The sequence below is a fragment of the Nostoc sp. DedQUE02 genome (genome assembly GCF_034531035.1).
In the GTDB taxonomy this organism is placed as follows: domain Bacteria; phylum Cyanobacteriota; class Cyanobacteriia; order Cyanobacteriales; family Nostocaceae; genus Nostoc.
This window is the reverse complement of sequence record NZ_JAVRBY020000076.1, coordinates 1-23,648: the sequence shown is the minus strand read 5'-3', so window position 1 is coordinate 23,648 and position 23,648 is coordinate 1. Positions and strand designations below refer to the sequence as shown.

Here is a 23,648-nt window from a genome sequence, read left to right as displayed (position 1 = left end):
TTTAGACAGGATGTGTTGGAATGGCTACAGAGTATAAGTCTGTAGTCACTTCACTTATTTATCCTTTACTAAATCAGAAAATAACTTCTGCCAATCGATAGAGTTGACAGTATTTTCTCCCTGTTTCACCTCAAATGTGATGTTAGACGCTTTTCCTAGTTTTAGCGCTTGTACACAAAGTTCTGCTACATCCTCACGGCTAACTTTGCCTCTAATATTGTCACCTTGCTCAAATATTAATTCCTTACCACTTATGTCTTCAGTTAAAGCACAAGGTCTAATAATTGTATAAGCAATTCCGCTTTCTCTTAAACTATCTTCTCCCTTCAACTTCCAAGTTAAAATTCCTCCCAATTGGTCATTTAATTTCACTGCTGGCGGTTCTTCATCTAAATTAATGCCAGGGCGACCGGGACGAGTCACACCTGCTGAACTAACGAGAATAAATTGTGGGAAAATTGTGCCGCCATAAGCTTTAATTGATTCCAACTGAAAAGCAAAACCACCTGGAGAAAATTTGGGATTTAAAGCGCCATCATGTTCAAATTTGCTCAACATCAGTTGGAATGAGCAAATTCTACTTTGCTCAAGTGGCGGCGCATCTTTGACAATTTTTGCCCGAAAGACGGGAATCAAATCGGCAAAGGGAACCTGAATATCTATCCAAGTATTAGCTACGGTATCGAAAGAATAGCTGTAGCCAATACCATCCCATGTTATATCTGTCCGCAGAAAGATTTTATAACGCTGACCGTCACCTTTGACGCGCAATTTCACACCTTCGTAACCAGATAAATTGAAGGGTGGATCAAAATTCTTCGTTCTGACAGAAGCAAATCCGCCAGAGTTAGCAGTGGATACATTACCTGCAAATAAAGCTGTATTTTCTATTAATTGGATATTACTGGCACTCACGCCACCCATGACAACATCATCCAACGCCCCCCAGTTATCTTTTAATTCTGCTGATGGCTTGGTGAAATCAAATATTAGTTTTTCGTTTGCTTGGGGTAAATATTTTGCCGCAGCTTGAACTAAGTTTTTGACTCCTTGATATTCTACATTTTCGGGAGTGTCGCCCACAATTTCTGGTTGGTAAAATTTAACACCTTGATAATATTTGGCTCTATCTGCTGTGTCTCCCTCTACTGGTTGTACACGCACTGCTGTACAACAAATTACAGCTTGGATATCAGCCATAACTAAAGGAGTTAAAGTTTCTGGTTGCGTGATATCCGCAACTACTAAATCGATATCATTACCAAGAATTGACCGCGCTTTGTCAATATCTCGAACCAGGGCGCGAACTTTATAACCTAGTTTACGCGATCGCTGCACTACTCGTTTACCGACACCACCTGTTGCACCTGCTACTAATATTACACCCACATTTCTTCCTCCGTTGGGTCTATATTGATTATCCTTAGGACGACCTTGGATTAATTGCTGTACCCAGTTAAGGAAAGGAATTACCTCAAAGTAAGTCAGGGTTTCGATAAACCTGCCTAAGTCCCATTGAGAACGATTTTTGTCAGTCATAATTTGCGTCCTCATAACTTTCTTCACTCTAACAATTTTGGAGAGGGTGGCGAGTAGTGTAGTTCAATTACTTGAAAAGCACTGTAATTTCTTCAGAACGCAAGAGTAGCAAAAACAGGGTATGGGGTATAGGGGAAAGACGAAATGGTAAGCTGAGATTGTAATTATCTCCGACAACAGGCATCAATTACTATCGCTACCAGAGCAGTAAAGCAAGCAGAATATACCTTCCGGGCAACAATGCAAAAACTCCTTTTTAATGACAAAGATAGATTTAAAGCGCAGGCCCTATTCCTTGGTAAAGGTATTAACTTACAGACCCTGGAGAATTACGTTTGCTTGGCGAGTATGCCAGTACTGGTTAGAGTCGGTGAGGAAGGGTACGCAGTACTTCTGGGCTATGGTGCAGTTGTGCTGTTTAACCTTGAGCCTGTAGAAAAGGTAGCCTTTTTGACCAACTTATCCTCTCGAATTAGTGGCCCTTTTGCCGATCCGGAAACAGAAGAGGTGGAAGTCCATCTCAATATTACAGAGAGTGAACGAGCTAAGGAAGGAAAAATTTTACTGCATGAATTGAGTATAGAACGCTTACAAATAGTGGCTGATATTCTCGCCAAGAGTGTTGTACTGTCTCACTATGAAACCAGCCTAGCGACTGTATTCGATCAAATTGAACCGTTTGCAGCTAGTCTCCAGCGTGAAAACAGGAGTAGACAACAAAGCCGGGAATTACTACGTCAACTTGGGACTACCCTATTAGTTCAACATAAGATTGTAGGTCAAGTAGAAATTATCGATAAGCCGGAGTTACTCTGGGAATCTCCACAGCTAGAAAACTTATATCTGCGCTTGGAAGATGAATACGAAATCCGTGAGCGTCACCATGCCCTGGAACGTAAACTAGAACTAATTGCCCAAACCGCCCAAACGGTGCTGGAGTTCATGCAGCATAGCAGTAGTCAGCGAGTAGAGTGGTATGTGGTGATTTTGATTGTGGTGGAGGTTTTACTCTCACTGTACGATATTCTTTTCAAAGGCTAAAGCTAAATTTGGGATTGCGTTGGCAAGGAGCGATCGCGCATCAGGTGGCAAAGCAGGTGTTGCTGAATCGAGGTATGAATTTGGATGTAGAGACTAGCAATTGCAACGTCTCTACAAGGATTTTGAAATAACGCAAAATTATTTTTCATACCGCAATCAGCAACGCCGTAAAGCAAATATTCCGACTCGATTAAATCTACTTTGCCACCATAGCCAATATCTAGTATTCTATTTTGTGAGTCTGACAATCATGTTATAAAAAAATATCATCGCTAAAATTTGCTAACTTTAGCACAAGATTCGCAATGAGAAGAGAAAAAATTTTCGGCATACTTTTTGGAGCCGCGCTATTACTTGGTTCCTTACCCTTTTTAGCAGTTGCACAGACTGAGCCTAACGCAGTTCCATCTAAAATTAATGGCAGCACTACCCAAACCAAAACAGTAGTTGCACGTATTTGGCATGGTCAAACACTCACGAATAAAGCAGACGAATATTATAAATATTTAACTGAAGCTGGAGTCAAGAAAATTCAATCGATTCCTGGGAATTTAGGAGTGCAAGTATTTCGTCGTACTAATGGCACAACTACAGAGTTTACTGTCATCTCTTATTGGAATTCCAGGGATGCTATTCGTGCCTTTGCTGGCAATGACATAGAACAAGTACACCCTTTGCCCAAAGATAACCAGTATCTGATTAAACCCGAAACTAAGGTTAAACATTTTGATGTCTTGCTAGATCAGCGCCAATAATTCTCACGCGATCGCTCCTGTGCTTTCCTTTCTTCTCTACGCTACGATGTACACACAAGTTTCTTAACCTGCAATGGCATTGCATCGGCTGACAATGCTATTTCTCTCGTTCCGATACTTTGTATGAGAATGAGTCATATCATGTCCGCCTAATTAGTTATAATTCCCGCATCTGTGCAAAAAGCGCAAAAGCCCCTTTCCCCCTGCCCCACTTCGGCTCATTTCGGCTACGCGGAAATCGAGCGAAGTCGAGATTCAGTGACCACCTGCCCCCTGCGGTCTAAATGATAAGTCTTTAACCGGACATGATATCATTTACCTCTTAAGAGGCTTTAGGTTTGATAAACTTGAGGGTCATGCGATCGCTCTCTCCAATAGTGAGGAAGCGTTGCCTGTCTTTTTCACCTTGGCTCAAAGTTGGAGGTAGTGTCCAAACTCCGCCCGGATAGTCCTTGGTATCTTTTGGGTTGGCATTAATCTCTGATTTGCCCAATAATTTGAAGCCTACCTTTTCCACAGCAGCAATTACCCCATCTTCAGACATATAGCCTGTTTTAATACTTTCTTGTAAAGAAATCCCCTTCCGGCCGCGGTGTTCTTCTACCCCTAAGATGCCCCCTGGCTTGAGTGCTTTGTAAGCCGCCGCGTAAACCTGCTCGACATAGCCAGCTTTTACCCAGTTGTGAATATTGCGAAAGGTAACAACCATATCCACAGAGTTTTCTGGGGCTAGGGTAAGTTCATTTGGGGGATTGATTTGGGCTACTTTGACTTTACCAAAAACCTCTGGATTAGCTGCTAGTTTTTCTTGCAATGCCAAAGCAGGTTTACTTGTGCTAGGGGCAAAGTTAGTAACTATGAGTTGTCCCTTGGACGCTAGAAATGGGGCTAATATCTCAGTATACCAGCCAGTACCAGGCCACAATTCAACCACCGTCATATTTGGGCGCAGACCGAAGAATTCGAGAGTTTCGGCTGGGTGGCGGTACTTGTCTCGGAGGCGATTCTGTTCTGAGCGATGACTGCTGGTGAGTATAGTTTGGAGTGTAGTTGTGCCGTTGAATGTCGCTTTTTCGCTCTCGTTGGCTAAAACATTGGGGGATATCACAGCTGCCAATACAAGGAAAGCTAGAGTCAGGACTTTCAGCAAGCCTTGACGGTGGATGAGATTTTGTGCAAATTTCATAGCTGTTGTTTTCATTTTCCCCTTTAGCATAAGGTTTAATAGCGACAGCAAACCCTTTGGGTATATAGGATATAGAAAAGTCCCCAGCTTTAGGTTGCTAGGGACTAACTACTTTCGGCTTGTAAACTGATTTACTGATTTAGCAGCCCAATTGCCATCTCAAGGTGCATTTTAGCTTTGTGCAAGTTTAGTAAACTCTCTTGGTCGTATCGGTCAGGATAGCTCATAGCCTTGCGCTCTAAAGTTATCCGAATTAGTGCCGCTTGTTCATCAGTGGGGGAGTTCATCTCATCTACGACTCCTTCGAGAAATTGAATAACACTAAAGCCTGGTGATTTTAACCCTCTTCCTTGCCTTAATTGCGAGAGTGCTATCTGTGGGAATGCCATCAAGGTGACAATCCAACTAGTCTTGTACCCTCCATTCCCGGTAGGCTTTAACCCATAACGCCTACATAAGTCTCTCAACTCAGCAGTAGTTTTGATTTCGAGTTCTGACCTTGTGAACATAAAATAGAATTACCCATTTGTAAAAGTGGTATCGGTGGTGAACTGTTTTGACAGACGCGAACACCACCGATTTAAAACTCTATCTATATGTTCACGTATCGTTCAAGCTATATTTACATCTCTCAACAATGCCTAACCCTAAAGGTAATCCAGAAAATTTAAAACCACTTAAGTCTGATAGAGAAGAACCGCTAACACAAAATCTTAATTTTCGTGTCACCGAAAAAATGAAGGAAGAGGTAAAAGCACAAGACGATCCTCCTGAGTTTTGCAGAGAAGCGATTCAGAAAGCGCTGGATGAAAAAAAAGGTAAGTAATGAAAAGTTGTTGGAGTTTAGTACAGCAACTTTTCTAAAGTTTATTTTTGTCCTACCTCGCCAAGTGCAGATGTACGCGCAAAATTTCTTGAATTACCTGTTGTACAGCTTCTTTACTCAAGCTGCCATCTACCCGAGCAATTCGTGAGGGATGAGATGCTGCTAAATGTGCGTATCCTTGCTGAACGCGCCGATGAAAAGCGATTGTCTCCTGTTCAATCCTGTCTAGTCCGATTCCATCTCCCCGTTTGCGGGACAGTCCGACTTCGACATCGACATCTAACCAAATAGTTAGGTCGCTTTCTAAACCACCAGTGGCAATATTATTAAGCTGATTGATTAAACTCATATTCAGACCACGACCATATCCTTGGTAGGCAATGGTAGAGTCAGTGTAGCGATCGCATAAAATATATTTCCCAGCTTGCAGTTGCGGTTTGAGTTCTTGTTCAACGTGTTGCGATCGGTCAGCAGCATACAACAAAAGTTCTGTCACCTCTGCAACTGGCTTGTCTTCTGACTTTTCTAGTAACAAGCGGCGAAGATGTAAACCTAACTCTGTTCCCCCTGGTTCGCGAGTTACCACCACAGAAACACCGAGACTTTCCAACCACTCAGAACAAAGCTGCATTTGGCTGGTTTTGCCACAGCCTTCCACCCCTTCAAATACAATTAATTTCCCACCCATGCTTTTTTGTTCGCTGCTATAAACTGATTCGCTGACGTTTCATCAGATCAAGAATAGCGCGAAGTGTAAAATTAACCTGCGATCGCAGTCTATGATTTAGTTACCTGAAAATCACTGTCACTTAAACGGTATAATATCTCGCCAGCTTTCGGCACAAGCAAGATGCCTTCATCTTCTCGATTCGCCCATTCAATGGGTCGAATAGTTGCCGGATCGCGATAATTTAAGTTATGAGCAGCACAGCGTTCAGCAGAAATGCTAGTAGCTAAAGTAACACGAATTCGCGCTTGTTCTCCTTTTATCGGATCAAAAGTACCCATCCCTTTTAAGTGAGTACTATGGGCTAGCACTCCAGCAGGATACTCTTGAAATTTATCCCACTGTTTGAGAAAGTAATCCCGCACATGATAACCAATTTGGGATAAAATTTCGCCGTGTGTATAGCTAAACTCGGTAATATGAGGCGCATATATAATTACTTCGCCTCCATCAGCTACTACTGGCTCTAGCTTGTACATTCCTTTAGCCGCAGTCCAAATGTCATCATACATTTGGGGCATGACTGAAAGCACTTGTTTAAAAGGCCGAGCTACATATTTAATATGTAGTTTAGCTGATAATTTGGCAGCGTCTTCCCAGGCTGACTCTGGTTGATCTATATAAAGTCCAGCTAGCTGATTTGTTTTTGGTGCAACCACCATCGCCAAACAAAGCTTTGGGGTAGAAATCAGGCTAGCGGCTCGATTAATCAAACGCCGGACTGGTGTTATTCCCAGCGTGCCAATAATTTCGTAACAAGTAATTAAAGCGCCTAACCAGTGTGAGAGATTAATTACTTCTTGACCACCAATACCAGGAAAAAAATATTTATTTCCCCCAGAGAAACCGACAACTTCGTGGGGAAAAACTGGGCCACAAATCACGATTAAATCGTATTCTGTAACTAGCTTATTAATACGCACATCAACTGATTGATGTAGCATTCCACCGCTAATTTCTGCTATCTCATCTGCCGAAATTATTCCACAAGAAATAAAGGTATCTGGCTCGTTCCAAAGATGGTTAAAGATGCGAACTTTTTTAAAAGTTGTTTCTCGCTCCTCTGGTGTCACTCCTACCAAGTGATTGATTTGTTCTTCGCTCATCGGATTATGTGTACCTAGAGCAATTAAAAAATCCAAAGATGCAACTCTTTGATTCAACTCCTGATGAAGCAATCGAAACATTTGCGGGATGGGAGCAGTGCGGGTACTATCTGGAATTAACACCAAAATGCGCTGTCCATCTAACTTACGGTCTGCTAAAGCTTGATGAACTAGCGCCGAAACTTGCTCATCTGAAAGCGTCCCATTATTTACAGCCAGTGAATACATTATTAGACTCCACTGTAGATACTAAATCCACCATCTACCGGCACAACTACCCCGTTAACAAAACTAGAACCAGAACTACATAACCAGATCAAGGTGCTGAGTAATTCATCCGGTTTTCCGAAACGTCCGGCGGGCGTATGGTCAATAATTTTTTGCCCGCGTTCGGTCAAACTACCATCAGAATTTAAAAGTAAATCTCGATTTTGTTCGCCAATAAAAAAACCTGGTGCGATCGCATTTACTCGCATTCCATCACCATACTTTTGGGCGAGTTCTACAGCTAACCAGCGAGTGAAGTTATCTATCCCCGCTTTTGCAGCTGAGTAGCCAACCACGCGGCTAATCGCTCGGATGGCAGACATAGAAGAAATATTCACAATGCAACCGTGGGGTTGACTTCTTTCCACCATTGCTTGACCAAAAACCTGACAAGGTAGTAAAGTGCCAACTAAATTGAGGCTAACTACTTCCTCAAAAGCTGTATGTGGCATCTCAAAAATATTCCCATCAGCAGTAATTGTGGCAGCCGGAATATTACCGCCAGCCATATTTACCAAAATATCTATCTCATCCCAACGCTGTATAATAACATCCCTAGCGATTTTTAATTGCGAGCGATCGCTAACATCTGCCACCACAGCCATACTTTCTCCACCGTTAGCAGTAATCTCAGCCACCACCGCCCCCGCCCTGACTTCATTGCGACCCAAAACCACCACTCGCGCTCCAGCCAGAGCCAAACCCCTTGCCATAGCCCCACCAAGCACACCAGAACCACCAGTAACTACCGCAACCCGCTCCTTCAAACTAAAAAGTTTACTTAAAATCAAAATGATTCCCCCACTTAGTAAAATTCTCTGCGTACCTCTGCGCTTCCCTCCGCGCCCCTTTGCGTTTCAATTCCCCTCAAACTTATAAGCAACCTTAGCAAGGTCATAAACTAAAGCACGAGCCATACCATACCCTTCCTCCTCCTCAACCAATCCCCGTGCGACCAATCCAGCCAACCAATTACAAGCTACCCGTCGCCAGACATTGTGACGAGCCGGAATCGAAACAAAAGCCCGCGTATCATCATTAAATCCAGCAGTATTATAAATACCCGCAGTTTCCATAACCTGATTGAAATAACGCTCCATACCATTTACGCTGTCGTGAAACCACCAAGGCGGGCCGAGCAATACACTGGGATAATGACCAGCTAACGGAGCCATTTCGCGGCTATAAGTGCTTTCATCCATACCAAAAATGATTAAATGGAAGCGGCGATCGCTACCGTAAGCTGATAATAATGGGCGTAGATTGTGAGTCCATTCGATTTTTACGGGAATATCAGCACCTTTATCAGCGCCAAATTTCTCAAATAAAGCTGGGTTATGATTACGCATCACACCACAATGCATTTGCATCACTAACCCATCTTCCACACTCATCCGGGCCATTTCCATGAAGATATGACCGGTAAAATTTTCGACATCACCTGGATTCAGCTTGTCGGCTAATGCTCTCGCGAAGATAGCTTCAGCTTCTTGGTAAGAAAGGCGTGTGGTATAAGGTGTAGCTGCACCTTGATCGGTAGCTGTCGCGCCCATTTTTTTAAAGAAAGCTCGACGTTCTTCTAAAGCTTGCACAAAATTGGCATAAGTATTAATTTCTCTACCGATACTGCTTTCCAACTTGCTAAGATTTTCGCGCCACCCAGGAGCATCCAGATTAACTACTGCATCGGGGCGAAAAGTTGGTCTAATTTGAGTGAAACCTTCTTCGTGGAGCGATCGCTGATTCTCTAGGTTATCACTGGCAGCATCGGTAGTACAAAGCAGTTCGATGTTAAAGCGTTTGAATAAAGCACGCGGGGAAAACTCCGGTGAGGTTAACAAACCTTCTAGATAATCATAAATACGTCCGGCATTGCGAGAATTTAAAGGTTCATCCACCCCAAAGACGTTAGTTAGTTCCTCTTTCAGCCACAACCCGGACGGAGTACCCTGAAATAGATAAAAATGGTCGGCGAACAATTGCCAGATTTTGCGGTGGTCGGTTTCTTCCGGTGAACCATCATTGCTTGGTATGCCCAAAGCTTGCAGAGATACACCCCGACTATAGAGCATCCGCAAAAGGTAGTGGTCAGGAATAATCAATAATTCTGTGGGCGAACCAAAACGGGCTGCGGGATTAGCTAACAAACCTGGATCTACGTGTCCGTGTGGACAAACTAAAGGTAACGCAGATATGCTATCAAAAAATTGATGAGCTAATCGTCTTTGAACTGGTTCTGGAGAAAAGCAGCGATCGGGAGATAAACCCGGTTTTTTGGTTAACATAATTTTTGTTTGGTTAAAATCTCCGACATAAGTTGTCTTCAATTTTAAATTTTGTTAGCGAGTGTGCTTTACGCGCAGCGTCTGATCAAGAACGTCATTTTGAGTTTTAAATTGTTAATAATGGTGCAGTACTACCACGCTGTACTAGAAAAGGAGATAAAACGCGGTTTTCTACAGTTTTTTCTTCTATTAAATCGAGTAACATTTGCATAGCATAGCCACCAATTTCTAACATTGGCTGGCTAACTGTGGTCAGTGCCGGCGTAACGTAACAGCCCAAAGCAATACCATCGAATCCGATGAGACTTAAATTTCGCGGTACTAAAATACCTAGTTCTTGACAGGCTAACAAAGCACCAACTGCTACCATATCGTTGTAACAAAAAATGCCTGTTACTTCCGCAGTTAATAATTTAGATAGCATATTTTGTCCAGTGGCAACATCGCTTTTTCTGGTATCATATTCATAGCTAATTGAAACCCAATCAGGATTTTGTGGGATACCAGCTTCTGCAAGGGCCATTTGATATCCTTCTAGGCGCTGTTTATTTGACCTGCTGCGATCGCTCACACCCAGATAACCAATAGCGGTGTGTCCTAGACTAATTAGATGCTCTGTAGCTAATTTAGCACCTAAGCGATCGTCTATTGCTACTGAGTGAAATATTTCGGATTGATCTTCGGTCTGGCTATTAATCAGAACTGTTGGCACAGCAATTTGTGTGAGTTGTTTAGTATGCTGTTTACTAATTCGTGAGTCAGCTACTAAGATACCGTCCACTCTCCGACGATGAAAAGTATCAATAGCTGCCATTTCCTGGTCAAAATCTCGGTGTGAAGCACTCAATAAAACACTTAAGCCTGCTGGTCTGGCTATCTTCTCGATTCCCTCTACTACCTCCGCAAAAAAGGGATCTGAAATTGATGTTACTACTACACCAATAGTATTAGTACGTTTATTTTGCAAGCTTTGAGCAATAGCATTCGGCACATAACTCATCTCCTGCGCTAGTCGCTTAATTTCTTCGCGCACTTTCGGGCTAATTAGAGCGTTATCTCGCAACGCGCGTGACACTGTAGAATGAGAAACGCCTGCTCTGCGGGCAATATCTTCAATTGAAATTCTTCGTTTATTCATTATTTTATGTTAACTTTTAATTATTGCACACGTGTGCAAGTGTCTGTATTATAGAAAATAATCGTTATTTGTCAAGAACTTTTAATACAACTCAGATTTTCCCTAAAAAAGAGTTAAAAGTCCTAACTTTTACAATTACAACTACGAATTAGGAATTACGAATTACGAATTAGTTTAACTTTTCTTAATAAAAAAATGATTATTCTCGTAATGGGTGTATCAGGTTCTGGGAAAACTACCATCGGAAAACTGCTAGCAGACTCGTTAGGCTGGGAGTTTAGCGACGCTGATGCTTTCCACTCGCCAGAGAATGTAGAGAAAATGCGGCGCGGTATCCCTCTGAGTGAAGAGGACAGGATGCCTTGGTTACAAGATTTGCAAACAGCCATCAAGCATTGGCTGCAAGAAAATAAAAATGTGGTGCTGGCGTGTTCGGCTTTAAAAGATAGCTATCGGCAATTTTTGGTAGTGGATAGCGAACACATCAAGCTAGTTTATCTCAAAGGGTCTTATGAGTTGATTCAAATGCGGTTGCAAGAGCGTAGCAATCATTACATGAGCGATAAACTGCTCAACAGCCAATTTGATACTCTTGAAGAACCATTAAACACCATATCTATGGATGTTGCACAGCCACCCCAGATAATTGTCCAAAACATTAGAACTGCTCTAGAAATTTAGCTGAGTAATGGCAACCGTAATATTAAGATTAATCACGTATCTAGGAAAACACGAACTTTCGGCAACTAAATCACATCATATCTAAGTCTAAAGACATATCAAAGCAAGCAGATAACTGTAATGGTAGGAGAAAAGTAGTGTTTCTAAGATTAGCGCAACAGCATCAGCAATTCGTCCAAGACTTGGTAATGAACCTGCAAGCCTTGACAATTATACTTGAGCGGCGTGGCTATACTGCGTCTTGTTATACATGCGGCGAGCAAATGAACAGTGCTTCATTTATGGTTAGCCTGAAAGAAAAGCACTTGATTCGGTTTTTAGTGTCTGATTACGGGATTACTTGGATGGAATTGTGGGACGATCGCGAATTAATGAAGTTGGAGGGTGCAGAAGCAATAACCCATCTACAAGAGTTGGCTAATCTTGTTAAGTATTCTACTGCTGTACAATTAACAAATTGATACTTCTCTACCGTGTCCGACAAAAAATTAATAAATATAAGTTTTGCACAAGTGTGTAATACAAAATATTAACTTATATTTAGTATAAATGCACAGGTGTGCAAAAAAGAAAAGTATCATTTTTATTTGTAACTAAAAAGATCCGAGAAAACACCTGCTGAAGTAAATGAAACTTAATATACGTTTTTGCACACGTGTGCAAAAATGAAAATAACTGTAAAACAGGTTTTGCACACCTGTGCATAAGGGAGAAAGTACATTTAACAAATAAATTAAGTAGAAATATATGTCTGAAACTCTAAAGAATGCCATTCTTCAGGTTCAAAGCAATCCTTTACATTCACTAGAAGAATGGGAAAAAGATTTACTTAATCGCTATCCCAATCCAGACACGATAGTTAAAGAAGGTAAAATTGCCGAAGAGTACAGGAATTATAAAACGACTATTAGAGATACGGTAAAAGAATTTTATCGTTTAAATCATATTAATCAAACATATAATTTTGTACTCCAAAAAGAAAAAGAATTTTTGAAGTTTGATCAAAAAGAAATGTCTGTTTGGGATGCGGTCGAATTTTTGAATCAATTAGTTGATGATTCCGATCCTGATACAGATATGGATCAGCTACAGCATCTATTGCAAACATCAGAAGCTATTCGTGCCGATGGTCATCCTGACTGGATGGTACTTACCGGCTTTTTGCACGATATGGGGAAGGTGCTTTGTCTATTTGGTGAGCCTCAATGGGCTACAGTAGGGGATACTTATCCTGTAGGTTGTGCGTTTTCTGATAAGATTGTTTTCTCAGAATTCTTCAAAGAAAACCCTGATTATAATAATCTCGATTACAACACTAAATATGGCATTTATCAGCCTAACTGTGGATTGAGTCATGTACATATTTCATGGGGGCATGATGAGTATTTGTATCAGATAATGAAAAACTATTTGCCTGAAGCAGGATTGTATATGATTCGCTATCACTCATTTTATCCTCAACATCGCGAAAATGCCTATGAATATTTGATGGATAAACACGATCGAGAAATGTTTAAATGGGTAAAATTATTCAATCCCTACGATTTGTATTCAAAAAACCCTGTTCCTCCTGATTGGCAAAAATTAAAACCATATTATGAAGATTTGGTGGCTAAATATCTACCAGTAACTTTAAAGTTTTAAACTTGAGAAAAGTATCTGAGGTATCAGTCACAATTCCGAATCTGCCGGCCATGAAGGTATAAAGTAATAACAGAACATTGGCTTAGGCAACAAATGTTCTTCGTTGCCAATCAGGCTGAAAAAAATTATCTGTATTAACGCTTTATAACTTTAAAGTGATGTAAGAGTAATAACAAATACGTTTTTAAAGTTGATTGAAGTTGGTTTTAAAAATCTAACTAAAGGATGTTTACATTTTGTCAAAAAATAGCATTTAAAATCAAGATTTTCTCCAGCAGATAGGATCTTTTCTGAGGAAAGTTGATTGAGAAATGTAACGTTTTAAAGTTGCCAGAAAGTATGATTAGACTGATTTATGCAAATACTTTGAAATTAAAAGCTTGGGTGATTTTGAGGAGATTTAAAAGCTTCTTTATTTGTAAAGTTCGATAAAGAAAATTAATTTATGCACCACAGGAGTATAAAATGAAAAAAGTCAAAACACAATGAAGATTTACAAGTTTAATAAAATTAATTTCTGGAAGTTTCACTTAAAAGCTGTTTTCATAGCTATACACGACCGGAGTAATTTTATCAAAAAATCATGTGATTATTTCAAGTAGTGTAATCCTCATGATTTGGTTTTAAAAATAAAATATCTAGTTTAGTGAAACGAATAGTAGTAACTCCAATTACGTCAAAGAACAAGACCTTTGGGGGTGAAATTTTAAAAGGCTCGTAATCTCACTAGTTCGGTCTAAACTTTTCAGACATAGTTGAGATTGTAATGCCTGTGCAGATTTAAATTCTGCTGAACTTTATCAAATTTAAATTTGTTGTTAGAAATAGATGAATATGAAGAAAATTTCGCTCATAGTTAGCATATTAGGTTTTACGGTTGCTGGTTGCACAAATGGCGCTCAAAATGATAACGCTGCGACTAATACTCCTAACAATGCCACTAATATAAGTGCAGAGAGTTTTAGTAGTCCCAAGAAAAAATTGCAAACAATCGGCGTTGCTTTGGGTGACTTAGGCAATCCTTTCTATAATGCAGTGCAGCAGGCGGCTGAGACAGAAGCCCAAAAAATTGGGGGTAATATTAGAGTTAATGCGGTTTCTAGTGGCTTTGATCTGAACCAACAAAGCAACCAAATCGAAAATTTTACGGCTGCAAATACTGACCTAATTATTCTTAGTGCTGTTGATAAAAAAGGAGTTAAACCAGTTATCGATCAAGCAAGACTTGCAGGTAGGGTGGTTATTGCATTAGATTCAGCCGTTGATGCAGATGTGGATGCGATGATTAGTTCCAACAATACCCAAGCTGGTGAAGTTGCTTGTCAATATATTGCCGATCGCCTCAAAGGTCAAGGTAGCGTAGTCATCCTTAACGGTACCCCAATGGACTCAATCAATCAGCGAGTGAGTGGCTGTGAGAAGTCATTATCTAAATATCCGAATATAAAACTCATCTCTAAAGAGCAAAACGCTGAAGGGACTAGGGATGGAGGATTGAGAGTTATGAGCGATTTGCTGACAACCTTTCCCAAAATTGATGCCGTTTTTGCCACTAACGATCAAAGCGGTGTCGGCGCAGATTTAGCAGCTAGACAAGCAAGACGTAAAGAATTTTTTATTGTTGGGGTTGACGGTTCACCAGATGCAACCAAAGCAATGGAAGACAAAGATGGTGTATTTGCTGCAACTGCGGCTCAAAATCCCGCAGAGATGGCTCAAAAAGCGGTTCAGATTGGCAACGATATCATCCAGGGTAAAAAACCTAAATCACCAAACATTCTAATTCCAGTCAACTTGGTTACTAGAGAGAATCTCAGCAACTATAAAGGGTGGTAATTTTTAATTCGTAATTCGTAATACAACTCTTGGAGAGGCTGCGCCAACGGCTACGCGGTAGTTGAATCTCGACTTCGCTCGATTACCGCGTAGTCGAAACTCAGTACAAGTTCGTAATTCGTAATTAAAACACACAGATAAAGACTTCTAGGAGATATATGAATGTGAAAAAGATTGCGATCGCAGCTAGCATACTAGGTATCATCGGTGGTAGTCTTGTCGGCTGTACAAATGCTTCTCCCGATAACAACACTGCTATTAACACTGATACCAAACTTGCAACCAATACGAGTGCAGAAATTAAAACCCCTACTGGGAATAAAAAATTACGCTCGGTTGCCTTCACCGTTGGTGATTTAAGTAATCCCTTCTTCGTTTTCATGGCAAAAGCAATTGAGACAGAAGCAAAGAGAATTGGCGGAAAAGATGTCAACGTTATTGTAGCTTCTAGTGCCTATGACCTCAACCAACAAGCCAATCAAATTGAGAATTTCACGGCAGCAAATACTGATATTATTGTTTTGAATGCTGCTGATAAAAGGGGAATTCGACCAATAGTTGAAAAAGCAAAACAAGCAGGAAGAATTGTCATTGCAGTAGATACAGGTGCTGAAGGAGGTGTAGATGCCACCATTACTACTAATAATGTCCAAGCTGGAGAAGTTAGTTGTAAATATATTGCTGACCGTCTCAAAGGTAAAGGCAATGTAGTAATAGTTAACGGGCCGCCAGTGGACTCGGTGATTCAGCGAGTTAATGGCTGCGAGAATGTATTGTCTAAATATCCCAATATCAAAATTCTCTCTAAAAACCAGAATGCAGATGGTAGTCGGGATGGAGGACTTAGAGTAATGACTGATTTGCTCACAACCTTTCCGAAAATTGATGCTGTTTTTGCGATTAACGATCCGAGTGGAGTTGGCGCAGAACTCGCAGCTAACCAAGCAAAACGCAAAGATTTCTTTATTGTCGGGGTTGATGGTGCGCCTGAAGCAATCACTGCGATCGCAGCTAAAAATGGTTTATATGCAGCGACTGCTACTCAAAATCCGCGAGGCATGGCTGAAAAAGCAGTTCAGGTTGGTAACGACATCTTAAATGGGAAAAAACCTCAATTACCTACCATTTTGATTCCAGTTAAGTTGATTACAAAAGATAACGTTAGCACAGAAAAAGGCTGGTAAATAATAAAAATTGTGAATTTAAAATGGGAAATTTCCTTTAATCTAAGTTGAGTCTTTTGGTGCATTGACAGACTTTTTACCGATCCCCATGATGGATATATCTACATCTTGGAAAAGTTCTGAAAGTCAAAAAGCGACGTTCAGAACTTGCCAAGATAGTAATCAATTTTTAAAACATGATTTTGTGATGGCTTTAATTTCACCTCAGATATAAATTGACTAATTTCCTAACTCACCAGCGCAATTTTTAAATTGTTTTTAGAGGTTCTGTTCATGACAACAAGTATTGAAAATTCATTTACTGATGCACCGAATATCACCCCTGTATTAGAAATGCAAGGGATTACAAAACGATTTCATGGTGTATCTGCGCTCCAAAATGTTAATCTGACAATTTATCCGGGAGAAGTTCACGCCCTCATGGGTGAAAACGGAGCAGGCAAAAGCACATTGATGAAAATCTTGGCAGGGGCTTACATTGCCGATGAAGGAGAAATTCGCATCAATGGTCAACCTTTGAAAATTACCGATCCAGCGACAGCACGCAAATCGGGTATTAATCTCATTTATCAAGAACTGAATGTTGCACCGAATTTAACCGTTACCGAAAATATGTTTATGGGTAGCGAGTTGCGGCGAGGTCAGCTTTTAGACCGCAAAGCGATGCACCTGGAAGCAGAAGAAGTGCTAGAAAGCCTTGGAGCCAATTTTACCGCGCAGACTATAGTTGGGACATTATCGATCGCCGAACAGCAGCAAGTAGAAATTGCCAGGGCGCTAAAGGACAAAAGCCGCGTTTTGGTGATGGATGAGCCAACAGCAGCCCTATCTGACCGCGAGAGTGAGCATTTATTTGAGGTAATTCGCAAACTGCGGCGTGATGGCATTGCGATTATTTACATCAGCCATCGGATGGAAGAAATCTATGCATTAGCTGACCGGATTAGCGTGTTGCGTGATGGTCAATATATTGGCAGCCTGACACGCAGTGAAATTTCTCCCCAGCGATTAGTGCAGATGATGGTTGGTCGCTCCATGCAAGACTTTTACGAACATCAACGGCAAACGAATCCTGGCCCAGTCGTGCTAGAAGTCAGAAATATGAGCGACGCGCACAAGAAGATTGAGCCAGCTAGTTTTAAAGTTCATGCTGGAGAAATTGTCGGTTTAGCCGGGCTAGTTGGTGCCGGACGCACAGAACTATCCCGGCTGATTTTTGGTGCAGACCGTAAGGCTAGTGGTGAAGTATTCTTGAATGGCAAAAAATTGGAAATTAATACGCCCAGTGATGCCATTGCCGCAGGAATTGGCTACGTCCCAGAAGACCGCAAAGATCAAGGTTTATTTCTGGAGATGAGTTCCCGCAAGAATATTGCCATCAACACACTCAAACAAGATGCCAAAGCTGGAATTGTTAACTGGGCTTCAGTTAATCGGCTGTCAACAGAGGCGGTAGAAAACTTTAATATCCGCCTGGCCAATTTGGAAATTAGAGCATTGGATCTTTCTGGTGGTAATCAACAGAAGCTACTGCTAGCGCGTTGGTTAGCCATTAAACCGAGAGTATTAATGTTAGATGAGCCAACACGGGGCGTAGATATCGGAGCCAAAAGCGAAATTTACCGAATTATGAGCGAATTGGCAGCGCAAGGTGTAGCTATTTTAATGGTTTCCAGCGAACTAGCGGAGATTGTCGGTATGAGCGATCGCGTCTTGGTGATGCGAGAAGGACAACTGGTAGGCGAACTGGACGGCAGTCTTGGCAAAGAAATCACCCAAGAAAAGATTATGCACTATGCAACTGGAGCATCGGAGGTATTAGCATCATGAGTCAGACAGTCAGACCACCTGCCAAGAAATTAGGCAACAATTCCGTATCCCGAAATTCCAAATCAATTAGCTCTCTGTTGGAAGTTGCGGGGATTCTGCCAATCCTCATAATTATCTGCATCTTATTTGCATTCCTTTCTCCCAACTTTCTCACAAGCGGTAACATCGTTAATATCTTGCGTCAGTCATCAATCAATATTGTGCTGGCGACAGGAATGACCTTTGTGATTCTCACCGGAGGTATTGACCTTTCAGTTGGGTCAATCTTAGCTGTTTCTGCCGTAGTTGCGTTACTAGTATCGCTACTGCCGGCATTAAGTTGGGCGGCTGTGCCTGCTGCGTTGCTAACAGGATTGCTTTTAGGCTTAGTCAACGGCGCTCTCATCACCTTTTTGGATGTGCCACCTTTTATTGTCACCTTGGGTTCACTTACTGCCTTGCGCGGTGTAGCCTTCTTGGTTGCCAAGGGTACAACCCTGATTAACCGAGACATTAATTTTGCTTGGGTGGGTAATAATTATGTCGGCCCCCTGCCGTGGCTAGTGATAATTGCGCTACTGTCCATAATCGCTAGTTGGTTTGTGTTACGGCAAACTGTTTTAGGAGTGCAGATATATGCCGTTGGTGGTAACGAACGGGCAGCCAGATTAACAGGGATTAAAGTCAGTCGTGTATTGCTATTCGTTTATGGTATTAGTGGATTACTGGCAGGTTTAGCAGGAATCATGAGTGCTAGCCGTCTTTATAGTGCTAGTGGCGTATTAGGTCAGGGTTACGAATTAGATGCGATCGCTGCTGTTATTTTAGGTGGAACCAGCTTCACGGGTGGTATTGGTACCATTGGCGGCACGCTTCTCGGTGCATTGATTATTGCTATTCTCAACAACGGTTTAACCTTGTTGAACCTATCTTATTTCTGGCAACTAGTCGTCAAAGGACTAGTAATTATTTTGGCAGTAACCATTGATAGAATCCGCAGACGTTCCAGACGCTAAAGAATTTCTTTGAGAATTGGGCATTGAGAATAGGGAATGAGTATTTGAACTCCATTAATGAGTATTTGAACTCCATTAATGAGCCTTTGCACTCCATTAATGAGCCTTTGCACTCCATTAATGAGCCTTTGAACTCCATTAATGAGCCTTTGCACTCCATTAATGAGCCTTTGAACTCCATTAATGAGTATTTGAACTCCATTAATGAGTATTTGAACTCCATTAATGAGCCTTTGAACTCCATTAATGAGCCTTTGAACTCCATTAATGAGCCTTTGCTCACTCTCCCGCTTCCTGTTCCCCACTCCCTCATTTCCCTCATCCCCCCAATGCCAATCTGACTTTTCACGTTATGTAGAAAAGATAACGCCAGACCTAACCCCCCAGCCCCCTTCCCTAGTAGGGAAGGGGGAGAAATCAAAGCCTCTCTCCTACAAGGAGAGAGGAATGGAAGTGAGGTCTTCCAGAAGCCGTGAAAAGTCAGCAATGCCAATACGGTTCGGTTAAAAGGAAAAGGTTTTGAATACATCCTTTACCCTTTACCCCTTCCCCTTTCCCCAGACCACAAGGAATATCTGAACCGTATTGCCCCCAATCCCCAATAATAAATATATAAACTATGACCTCCACTACTACTCGTCGTAAAGCCAGCACGTTTTATGTAATTTTGATTGCTGGTGCCGCCGCCCTCGGCGGGTTTTTATTCGGTTTTGATACTGCTGTAATCAACGGTGCGGTTTTATCTTTAGCAAAAGCTTTTAATACCAGTAGTTGGGTGACAGGGCTAGCAGTGTCCCTAGCGTTGCTGGGGTCTGCAATCGGAGCCTTCTTTGCTGGACAGATTGCAGACCGTTATGGTCGAGTCAACGCAATGGTGGTTGCTTCAGCCTTGTTTACTATCAGTGCCATTGGCTCTGGGATAGCCTTCACAATCTGGGATTTTATCTTTTGGCGAGTATTAGGTGGGATTGGCATCGGCGTTGCTAGCGTCATTGCCCCAGCTTACATTGCCGAATGTTCTCCCACCCATTTGCGAGGCAGGTTAGGATCTCTGCAACAATTAGCGATCGTAGTGGGAATTTTCGTCGCCTTATTGAGCGACTACTTTATCGCTACCTCAGCAGGTTCAGCAGACTCGCCGTTTTTGTTTGGGGTTGCAGCTTGGCGCTGGATGTTTTGGACAGCAGTCCCACCAGCAGTATTCTACGGGATGGTAGCTTTAACAATTCCTGAATCTCCCCGTTATTTGGTTGCCAAAGGACGAGAATCAGAAGCTGTTAACGTTCTCACCAAGATTTTAGGGGGTGACGTACTGCCAAAAATCGAAGAAATTCGGCAGACAGTGCTTCGCGAACGCCAACCCAAGTTTTCTGACCTCTTAAGCAGAAGTGGCGGACTCCTGCCTATTGTTTGGATAGGAATAGGCTTATCTGTATTACAGCAATTTGTTGGGATTAATGTAATCTTCTACTACAGTAGCGTTTTGTGGCGAGCTGTCGGCTTTTCCGAAAAAGATTCCCTCTCAATCACGGTGATTACAGGAGCCGTCAACATTATTACAACATTGATTGCGATCGCCTTCGTGGATAAATTTGGTCGCAAGCCCTTACTTATACTAGGGTCGATTGGCATGACCTTGACCTTGGGGACGATGGCTTATCTTTTTGGCCATGCTCCCCTCGATGCTGCTGGAAACCCCAATCTCACCGGTAGCGCCGGCACTATAGCTCTCATTGCAGCCAACTTCTATGTATTTTGCTTCGGTTTCTCTTGGGGGCCAGTGGTTTGGGTGCTGTTGGGAGAAATGTTTAATAACAAAATTCGAGCCGCCGCACTTTCGATTGCTGCTGCTATGCAATGGGTTGCTAATTTCCTCGTTTCCACAACATTTCCTCCTATACTGCAATATTTCGGTCTAGGTTCTGCCTATGGACTCTATACAATTGCAGCAGCTACCTCGTTCTTTTTCATTCTCTTTTTTATTAAAGAAACCAAAGGAATTGAGTTGGAAGATATGTAATTGGCATCCATCTAGTACTTTGCCAAGACAACTTGATTGGGTTCGTAGTGAGTGCTTGATCCAAAAACTAAAGTCCTGACTACGAACTTACCAAAATTAATCTGGTACAGTAGTTGGAACATTTAAAGCACATATAGGAATCATATTTGATTGCCTGAAAAAGCTCAATAGAACTAGGAAGCCTTCTTTCCTATTGCCTATTGCCTATTGCCTTCTTTCCTATTTCCTATTGCCTTCTTTCCTATTTTCTATTGCCTATTGCCTATTGCCTATTGCCTATTTCCTATTGCCTTCTTTCCTATTTCCTATTACAAGGTGCCTGTCTACACCAAGCTGCGCGAACAGAAATGCATGCTATTTTGCAGACATCGGCATAACTAGGCTGCGATCGCAGGTAGAGAATTATTTTGAGTTGATAATATACTACGACAAACTGCGCGTCAAATTAAAAGCAGTACCGATGCACAACAAGAGTATTTACTAGCTGGTATCAAGCCTAACACGCTTGATTAGGATAAAGAGCCTGAAAGTGAATATGGCTTGCTTTATCCAGAAAAAGACACAAAATTAATTCGGTAAAAAGCAAAATTAGCTCATCACATAAAAGCTTTGGTTCGAGTGTAATCTCTTTCGCTACAAAATCAGAATTAAATCATTTTCAATTAATAAGTCAATGCTAAAAACTATTTTTCCTAGCTTTTTTATTTTATTTTTGGCAATTCCAGCAGTTTGGGCAGCACCTCCAGAAGACGATCCGAATGCAGCAGATGCTAATAGAACTTTGCAGGGACAAGTCACTTCTGTTTCCCAGTTTTCTGATGTACAACCAACCGATTGGGCGTTTGGTGCATTGCAATCGTTAGTGGAACGCTACGGTTGTATTGCAGGTTATCCCAATTCTACTTATCGCGGCAACCGTGCCTTAACCCGTTATGAGTTTGCCGCAGGTTTAAATGCTTGTTTGGATCGGATTAATGAGTTAATTGCCACAGCTACTAGCGATTTAGTTAGTAAGCAAGATTTGGCAGTGATGCAAAAGTTGCAGCAAGACTTTGCCGCAGAACTGACAACTCTGCGCGGACGAGTAGATACCTTAGAGGCACATACAGCAACATTGGAGGCGCAGCAGTTTTCCACTACTACTAGGTTGAATGCTCAAATTATTACCGCCGTTAGTGATACCTTTGGTGATAGAGTGGGTGGCGATCGCGATGAATCCAGTCTCTACTTTGCAAATCGGGGTCGTCTCAACTTTGAAAGTAGCTTTACCGGGAAAGATTTGTTGAGAGTCCGGCTGGAGTTTGGCAACTTTGCAAATTCCAATGGTACAAGCCAAATTGCCGCCGCCACAGGCACAGGAATGACACGCCTGAACTTCGATTATGACAGCAACGATACACTTTTTGTCCCCCACATCCGTTATTACTTCCCAGTCAGTGATTCTCTTAACTTCGTTGTTGGGCCTACAGGCATTGGTTACACCGACATTACAACCACCGTCACTCCCCCCACAATTGCTGATGACGGCAATGGGGTTCCCTCACTTTTTGGATCGTACAGTCCCTTATTCCGGCGAGGTGGCGGTGGTGCAGCCGCTAACTGGAATATTACCAAAGACTTGGTTCTCACCTTGGGCTATTTAGCAGGCAGTTCTAATGTGCCATCGCCTAGCAACGGCTTGTTTGATGGCGGCTACAATGCTTTAGCGCACTTAGCCTATTATGGTAAGCAAGGAGCGATCGGTGTAGCTTACTCTCATGGCTATAGCCCTGCTGGAGTAATTGAACTCTCAGCTGGGACGGGTAGCGTTCTGTCAAACGCTCCCTTTGGCAACAACATTGCTACTTCCAACGATATTGTCGGCACACAGGGATACTATCGCTTCTCTCCGAATTTCCAAGTCCACGCTTGGGGTGGATATATTTGGGCAAATGCCGAGAGTTCTGGTTTGAGTAATATTTCCAATGGTAGGGGTGGAACAGATTCTCTATTTGTGAACAATGGTGACAATGCCAATGCCTGGTTTGGGGCGGTTGGTGTGTCGTTTCCCGATGTGGGTGGTAGAGGTAATCTGCCGGGAATTCTCTTTGGTATACCACCCCATGTCTCTAACAGTGATGTCCGTCAAGAACGAGACAATGCTTATCATATTGAAGCATTTTATCGCTATCGGCTAAATGACAACATCTCAGTGACTCCTGGTTTTTGGGTGATTCTCAACCCAGAAAACGACAGCAGAAATGATACGCAGTATGTGGGTGTGCTTCGCACAACCTTCGATTTTTAACTGAATGTCAATGGTTTGCTTGCTCGACAGAGTGCTGAATACTTAGCACTCTTTAGGGACTTCCAGTGAAAAAACAAAAATTATTCTTCTGTTACTACCAAATTCCACAGCGCATCAATCCCACTGCCTACATATTCTGAATCATGGTGTTGTGAAATCCATTCGGCGACAGTAACAGTAACATTGCTGGAGTTTTTGCCCAACTTGCCCAATGCTTCAGCAGCAGAGTAACGCACAATCTCACTCTCATCTCTGAGTAAACCCAGGTCTTGTTCAGAAAGATTTTACGATAGGGTGAAGA

General features: G+C 42.0%; 23 protein-coding genes. 12 read left to right on the top strand and 11 right to left on the bottom strand.

Annotated elements, in window-relative coordinates:
* Positions 1 to 54: 54 nt before the first annotated feature.
* Positions 55 to 1,539, bottom strand: a complete 1,485-nt coding sequence (locus tag RMX98_RS32050) for a CIA30 family protein (protein ID WP_322676126.1) — start codon at positions 1,537 to 1,539, stop codon at positions 55 to 57.
* Between the two features lie 240 nt (positions 1,540 to 1,779).
* On the opposite strand from RMX98_RS32050, the gene RMX98_RS32045 reads away from it, so the two are divergent.
* Positions 1,780 to 2,580, top strand: coding sequence for an RMD1 family protein (locus RMX98_RS32045; RefSeq protein WP_322676127.1), 801 nt, complete (start codon positions 1,780 to 1,782; stop codon positions 2,578 to 2,580).
* A 2-nt stretch (positions 2,581 to 2,582) separates the two neighbouring features.
* On the opposite strand, the gene RMX98_RS32040 is transcribed toward RMX98_RS32045, so the two are convergent.
* Complete coding sequence (locus tag RMX98_RS32040; RefSeq protein ID WP_322676128.1) at positions 2,583 to 2,828, bottom strand: hypothetical protein; 246 nt, start codon at positions 2,826 to 2,828, stop codon at positions 2,583 to 2,585.
* Between the two features lie 57 nt (positions 2,829 to 2,885).
* Here RMX98_RS32040 and RMX98_RS32035 point away from each other — a divergent pair, with 57 nt between their 5' ends.
* Complete coding sequence (locus RMX98_RS32035; RefSeq protein ID WP_322676129.1) at positions 2,886 to 3,335, top strand: antibiotic biosynthesis monooxygenase family protein; 450 nt, start codon at positions 2,886 to 2,888, stop codon at positions 3,333 to 3,335.
* A 322-nt stretch (positions 3,336 to 3,657) separates the two neighbouring features.
* Here the strand turns inward: RMX98_RS32035 and RMX98_RS32030 are convergent, their stop codons facing one another.
* Both RMX98_RS32030 and RMX98_RS32025 read right to left on the bottom strand, forming a co-directional pair.
* Positions 3,658 to 4,536: a class I SAM-dependent methyltransferase gene (locus RMX98_RS32030; protein WP_322676130.1), complete on the bottom strand. Its 879-nt coding sequence runs from the start codon at positions 4,534 to 4,536 to the stop codon at positions 3,658 to 3,660.
* A gap of 116 nt (positions 4,537 to 4,652) precedes the next feature.
* Entirely contained in the window at positions 4,653 to 5,030 is a 378-nt protein-coding gene (locus tag RMX98_RS32025; protein WP_322676131.1) for a hypothetical protein, read from the bottom strand.
* 128 nt (positions 5,031 to 5,158) lie between these two features.
* Here RMX98_RS32025 and RMX98_RS32020 point away from each other — a divergent pair, with 128 nt between their 5' ends.
* Positions 5,159 to 5,347 carry a hypothetical protein gene (locus RMX98_RS32020; RefSeq protein WP_094353117.1) on the top strand — a complete coding sequence of 63 codons (189 nt, stop codon included), beginning with the start codon at positions 5,159 to 5,161 and terminating at the stop codon, positions 5,345 to 5,347.
* Between the two features lie 52 nt (positions 5,348 to 5,399).
* On the opposite strand, the gene tmk is transcribed toward RMX98_RS32020, so the two are convergent.
* The 5 genes from tmk to RMX98_RS31995 all read right to left on the bottom strand — a co-directional run bounded on the left by tmk (position 5,400) and on the right by RMX98_RS31995 (position 10,870).
* On the bottom strand, positions 5,400 to 6,035 hold the full coding sequence (tmk, locus tag RMX98_RS32015) for a dTMP kinase (protein ID WP_322676132.1): 636 nt from the start codon (positions 6,033 to 6,035) through the stop codon (positions 5,400 to 5,402).
* Positions 6,036 to 6,124: 89 nt separating this feature from the next.
* The gene (locus tag RMX98_RS32010) at positions 6,125 to 7,408 is read right to left on the bottom strand and encodes a lactate racemase domain-containing protein (protein ID WP_322676133.1); all 1,284 of its coding nucleotides are present in this window, start codon (positions 7,406 to 7,408) and stop codon (positions 6,125 to 6,127) included.
* 2 nt (positions 7,409 to 7,410) lie between these two features.
* Positions 7,411 to 8,238, bottom strand: coding sequence for an SDR family oxidoreductase (locus RMX98_RS32005; protein WP_322676134.1), 828 nt, complete (start codon positions 8,236 to 8,238; stop codon positions 7,411 to 7,413).
* Positions 8,239 to 8,304: 66 nt separating this feature from the next.
* Positions 8,305 to 9,732 carry a glucuronate isomerase gene (gene uxaC, locus RMX98_RS32000; protein ID WP_322676135.1) on the bottom strand — a complete coding sequence of 476 codons (1,428 nt, stop codon included), beginning with the start codon at positions 9,730 to 9,732 and terminating at the stop codon, positions 8,305 to 8,307.
* Positions 9,733 to 9,838: 106 nt separating this feature from the next.
* Positions 9,839 to 10,870 carry a LacI family DNA-binding transcriptional regulator gene (locus tag RMX98_RS31995; protein WP_322676136.1) on the bottom strand — a complete coding sequence of 344 codons (1,032 nt, stop codon included), beginning with the start codon at positions 10,868 to 10,870 and terminating at the stop codon, positions 9,839 to 9,841.
* Between the two features lie 195 nt (positions 10,871 to 11,065).
* Here RMX98_RS31995 and RMX98_RS31990 point away from each other — a divergent pair, with 195 nt between their 5' ends.
* The 7 genes from RMX98_RS31990 to RMX98_RS31960 all read left to right on the top strand — a co-directional run bounded on the left by RMX98_RS31990 (position 11,066) and on the right by RMX98_RS31960 (position 19,040).
* Positions 11,066 to 11,551, top strand: a complete 486-nt coding sequence (locus RMX98_RS31990; protein WP_322676137.1) for a gluconokinase — start codon at positions 11,066 to 11,068, stop codon at positions 11,549 to 11,551.
* A gap of 137 nt (positions 11,552 to 11,688) precedes the next feature.
* Positions 11,689 to 12,012, top strand: a complete 324-nt coding sequence (locus tag RMX98_RS31985) for a DUF1815 family protein (RefSeq protein ID WP_322676138.1) — start codon at positions 11,689 to 11,691, stop codon at positions 12,010 to 12,012.
* Between the two features lie 286 nt (positions 12,013 to 12,298).
* On the top strand, positions 12,299 to 13,195 hold the full coding sequence (locus RMX98_RS31980; protein ID WP_322676139.1) for an inositol oxygenase family protein: 897 nt from the start codon (positions 12,299 to 12,301) through the stop codon (positions 13,193 to 13,195).
* An 834-nt stretch (positions 13,196 to 14,029) separates the two neighbouring features.
* Positions 14,030 to 15,031 (top strand): substrate-binding domain-containing protein, encoded by a 1,002-nt coding sequence (locus RMX98_RS31975; protein ID WP_322676140.1) that lies wholly within the window; start codon positions 14,030 to 14,032, stop codon positions 15,029 to 15,031.
* A 158-nt stretch (positions 15,032 to 15,189) separates the two neighbouring features.
* A complete protein-coding gene (locus RMX98_RS31970) occupies positions 15,190 to 16,215 on the top strand; it encodes an ABC transporter substrate-binding protein (RefSeq protein ID WP_322676141.1) in 1,026 nt (341 codons plus the stop codon).
* Positions 16,216 to 16,488: 273 nt separating this feature from the next.
* A complete protein-coding gene (locus tag RMX98_RS31965) occupies positions 16,489 to 18,045 on the top strand; it encodes a sugar ABC transporter ATP-binding protein (protein ID WP_322676142.1) in 1,557 nt (518 codons plus the stop codon).
* Positions 18,042 to 19,040 (top strand): ABC transporter permease subunit, encoded by a 999-nt coding sequence (locus RMX98_RS31960; RefSeq protein ID WP_322676143.1) that lies wholly within the window; start codon positions 18,042 to 18,044, stop codon positions 19,038 to 19,040. Before RMX98_RS31965 ends, RMX98_RS31960 begins: the two co-directional genes overlap by 4 nt.
* Here RMX98_RS31960 and RMX98_RS31955 read toward each other — a convergent pair.
* A complete protein-coding gene (locus tag RMX98_RS31955; RefSeq protein ID WP_409882048.1) occupies positions 18,991 to 19,569 on the bottom strand; it encodes a hypothetical protein in 579 nt (192 codons plus the stop codon). The two genes, RMX98_RS31960 and RMX98_RS31955, sit on opposite strands and share 50 nt — an antisense overlap.
* A 90-nt stretch (positions 19,570 to 19,659) precedes the next feature.
* On the opposite strand from RMX98_RS31955, the gene RMX98_RS31950 reads away from it, so the two are divergent.
* Positions 19,660 to 21,060, top strand: a complete 1,401-nt coding sequence (locus tag RMX98_RS31950; RefSeq protein WP_322676145.1) for a sugar porter family MFS transporter — start codon at positions 19,660 to 19,662, stop codon at positions 21,058 to 21,060.
* Positions 21,061 to 21,733: 673 nt separating this feature from the next.
* On the top strand, positions 21,734 to 23,347 hold the full coding sequence (locus tag RMX98_RS31945) for an iron uptake porin (protein WP_322676146.1): 1,614 nt from the start codon (positions 21,734 to 21,736) through the stop codon (positions 23,345 to 23,347).
* A gap of 80 nt (positions 23,348 to 23,427) precedes the next feature.
* Here RMX98_RS31945 and RMX98_RS31940 read toward each other — a convergent pair whose 3' ends face one another.
* Entirely contained in the window at positions 23,428 to 23,613 is a 186-nt protein-coding gene (locus tag RMX98_RS31940) for a HEAT repeat domain-containing protein (RefSeq protein ID WP_409882049.1), read from the bottom strand.
* Positions 23,614 to 23,648: the final 35 nt, after the last annotated feature.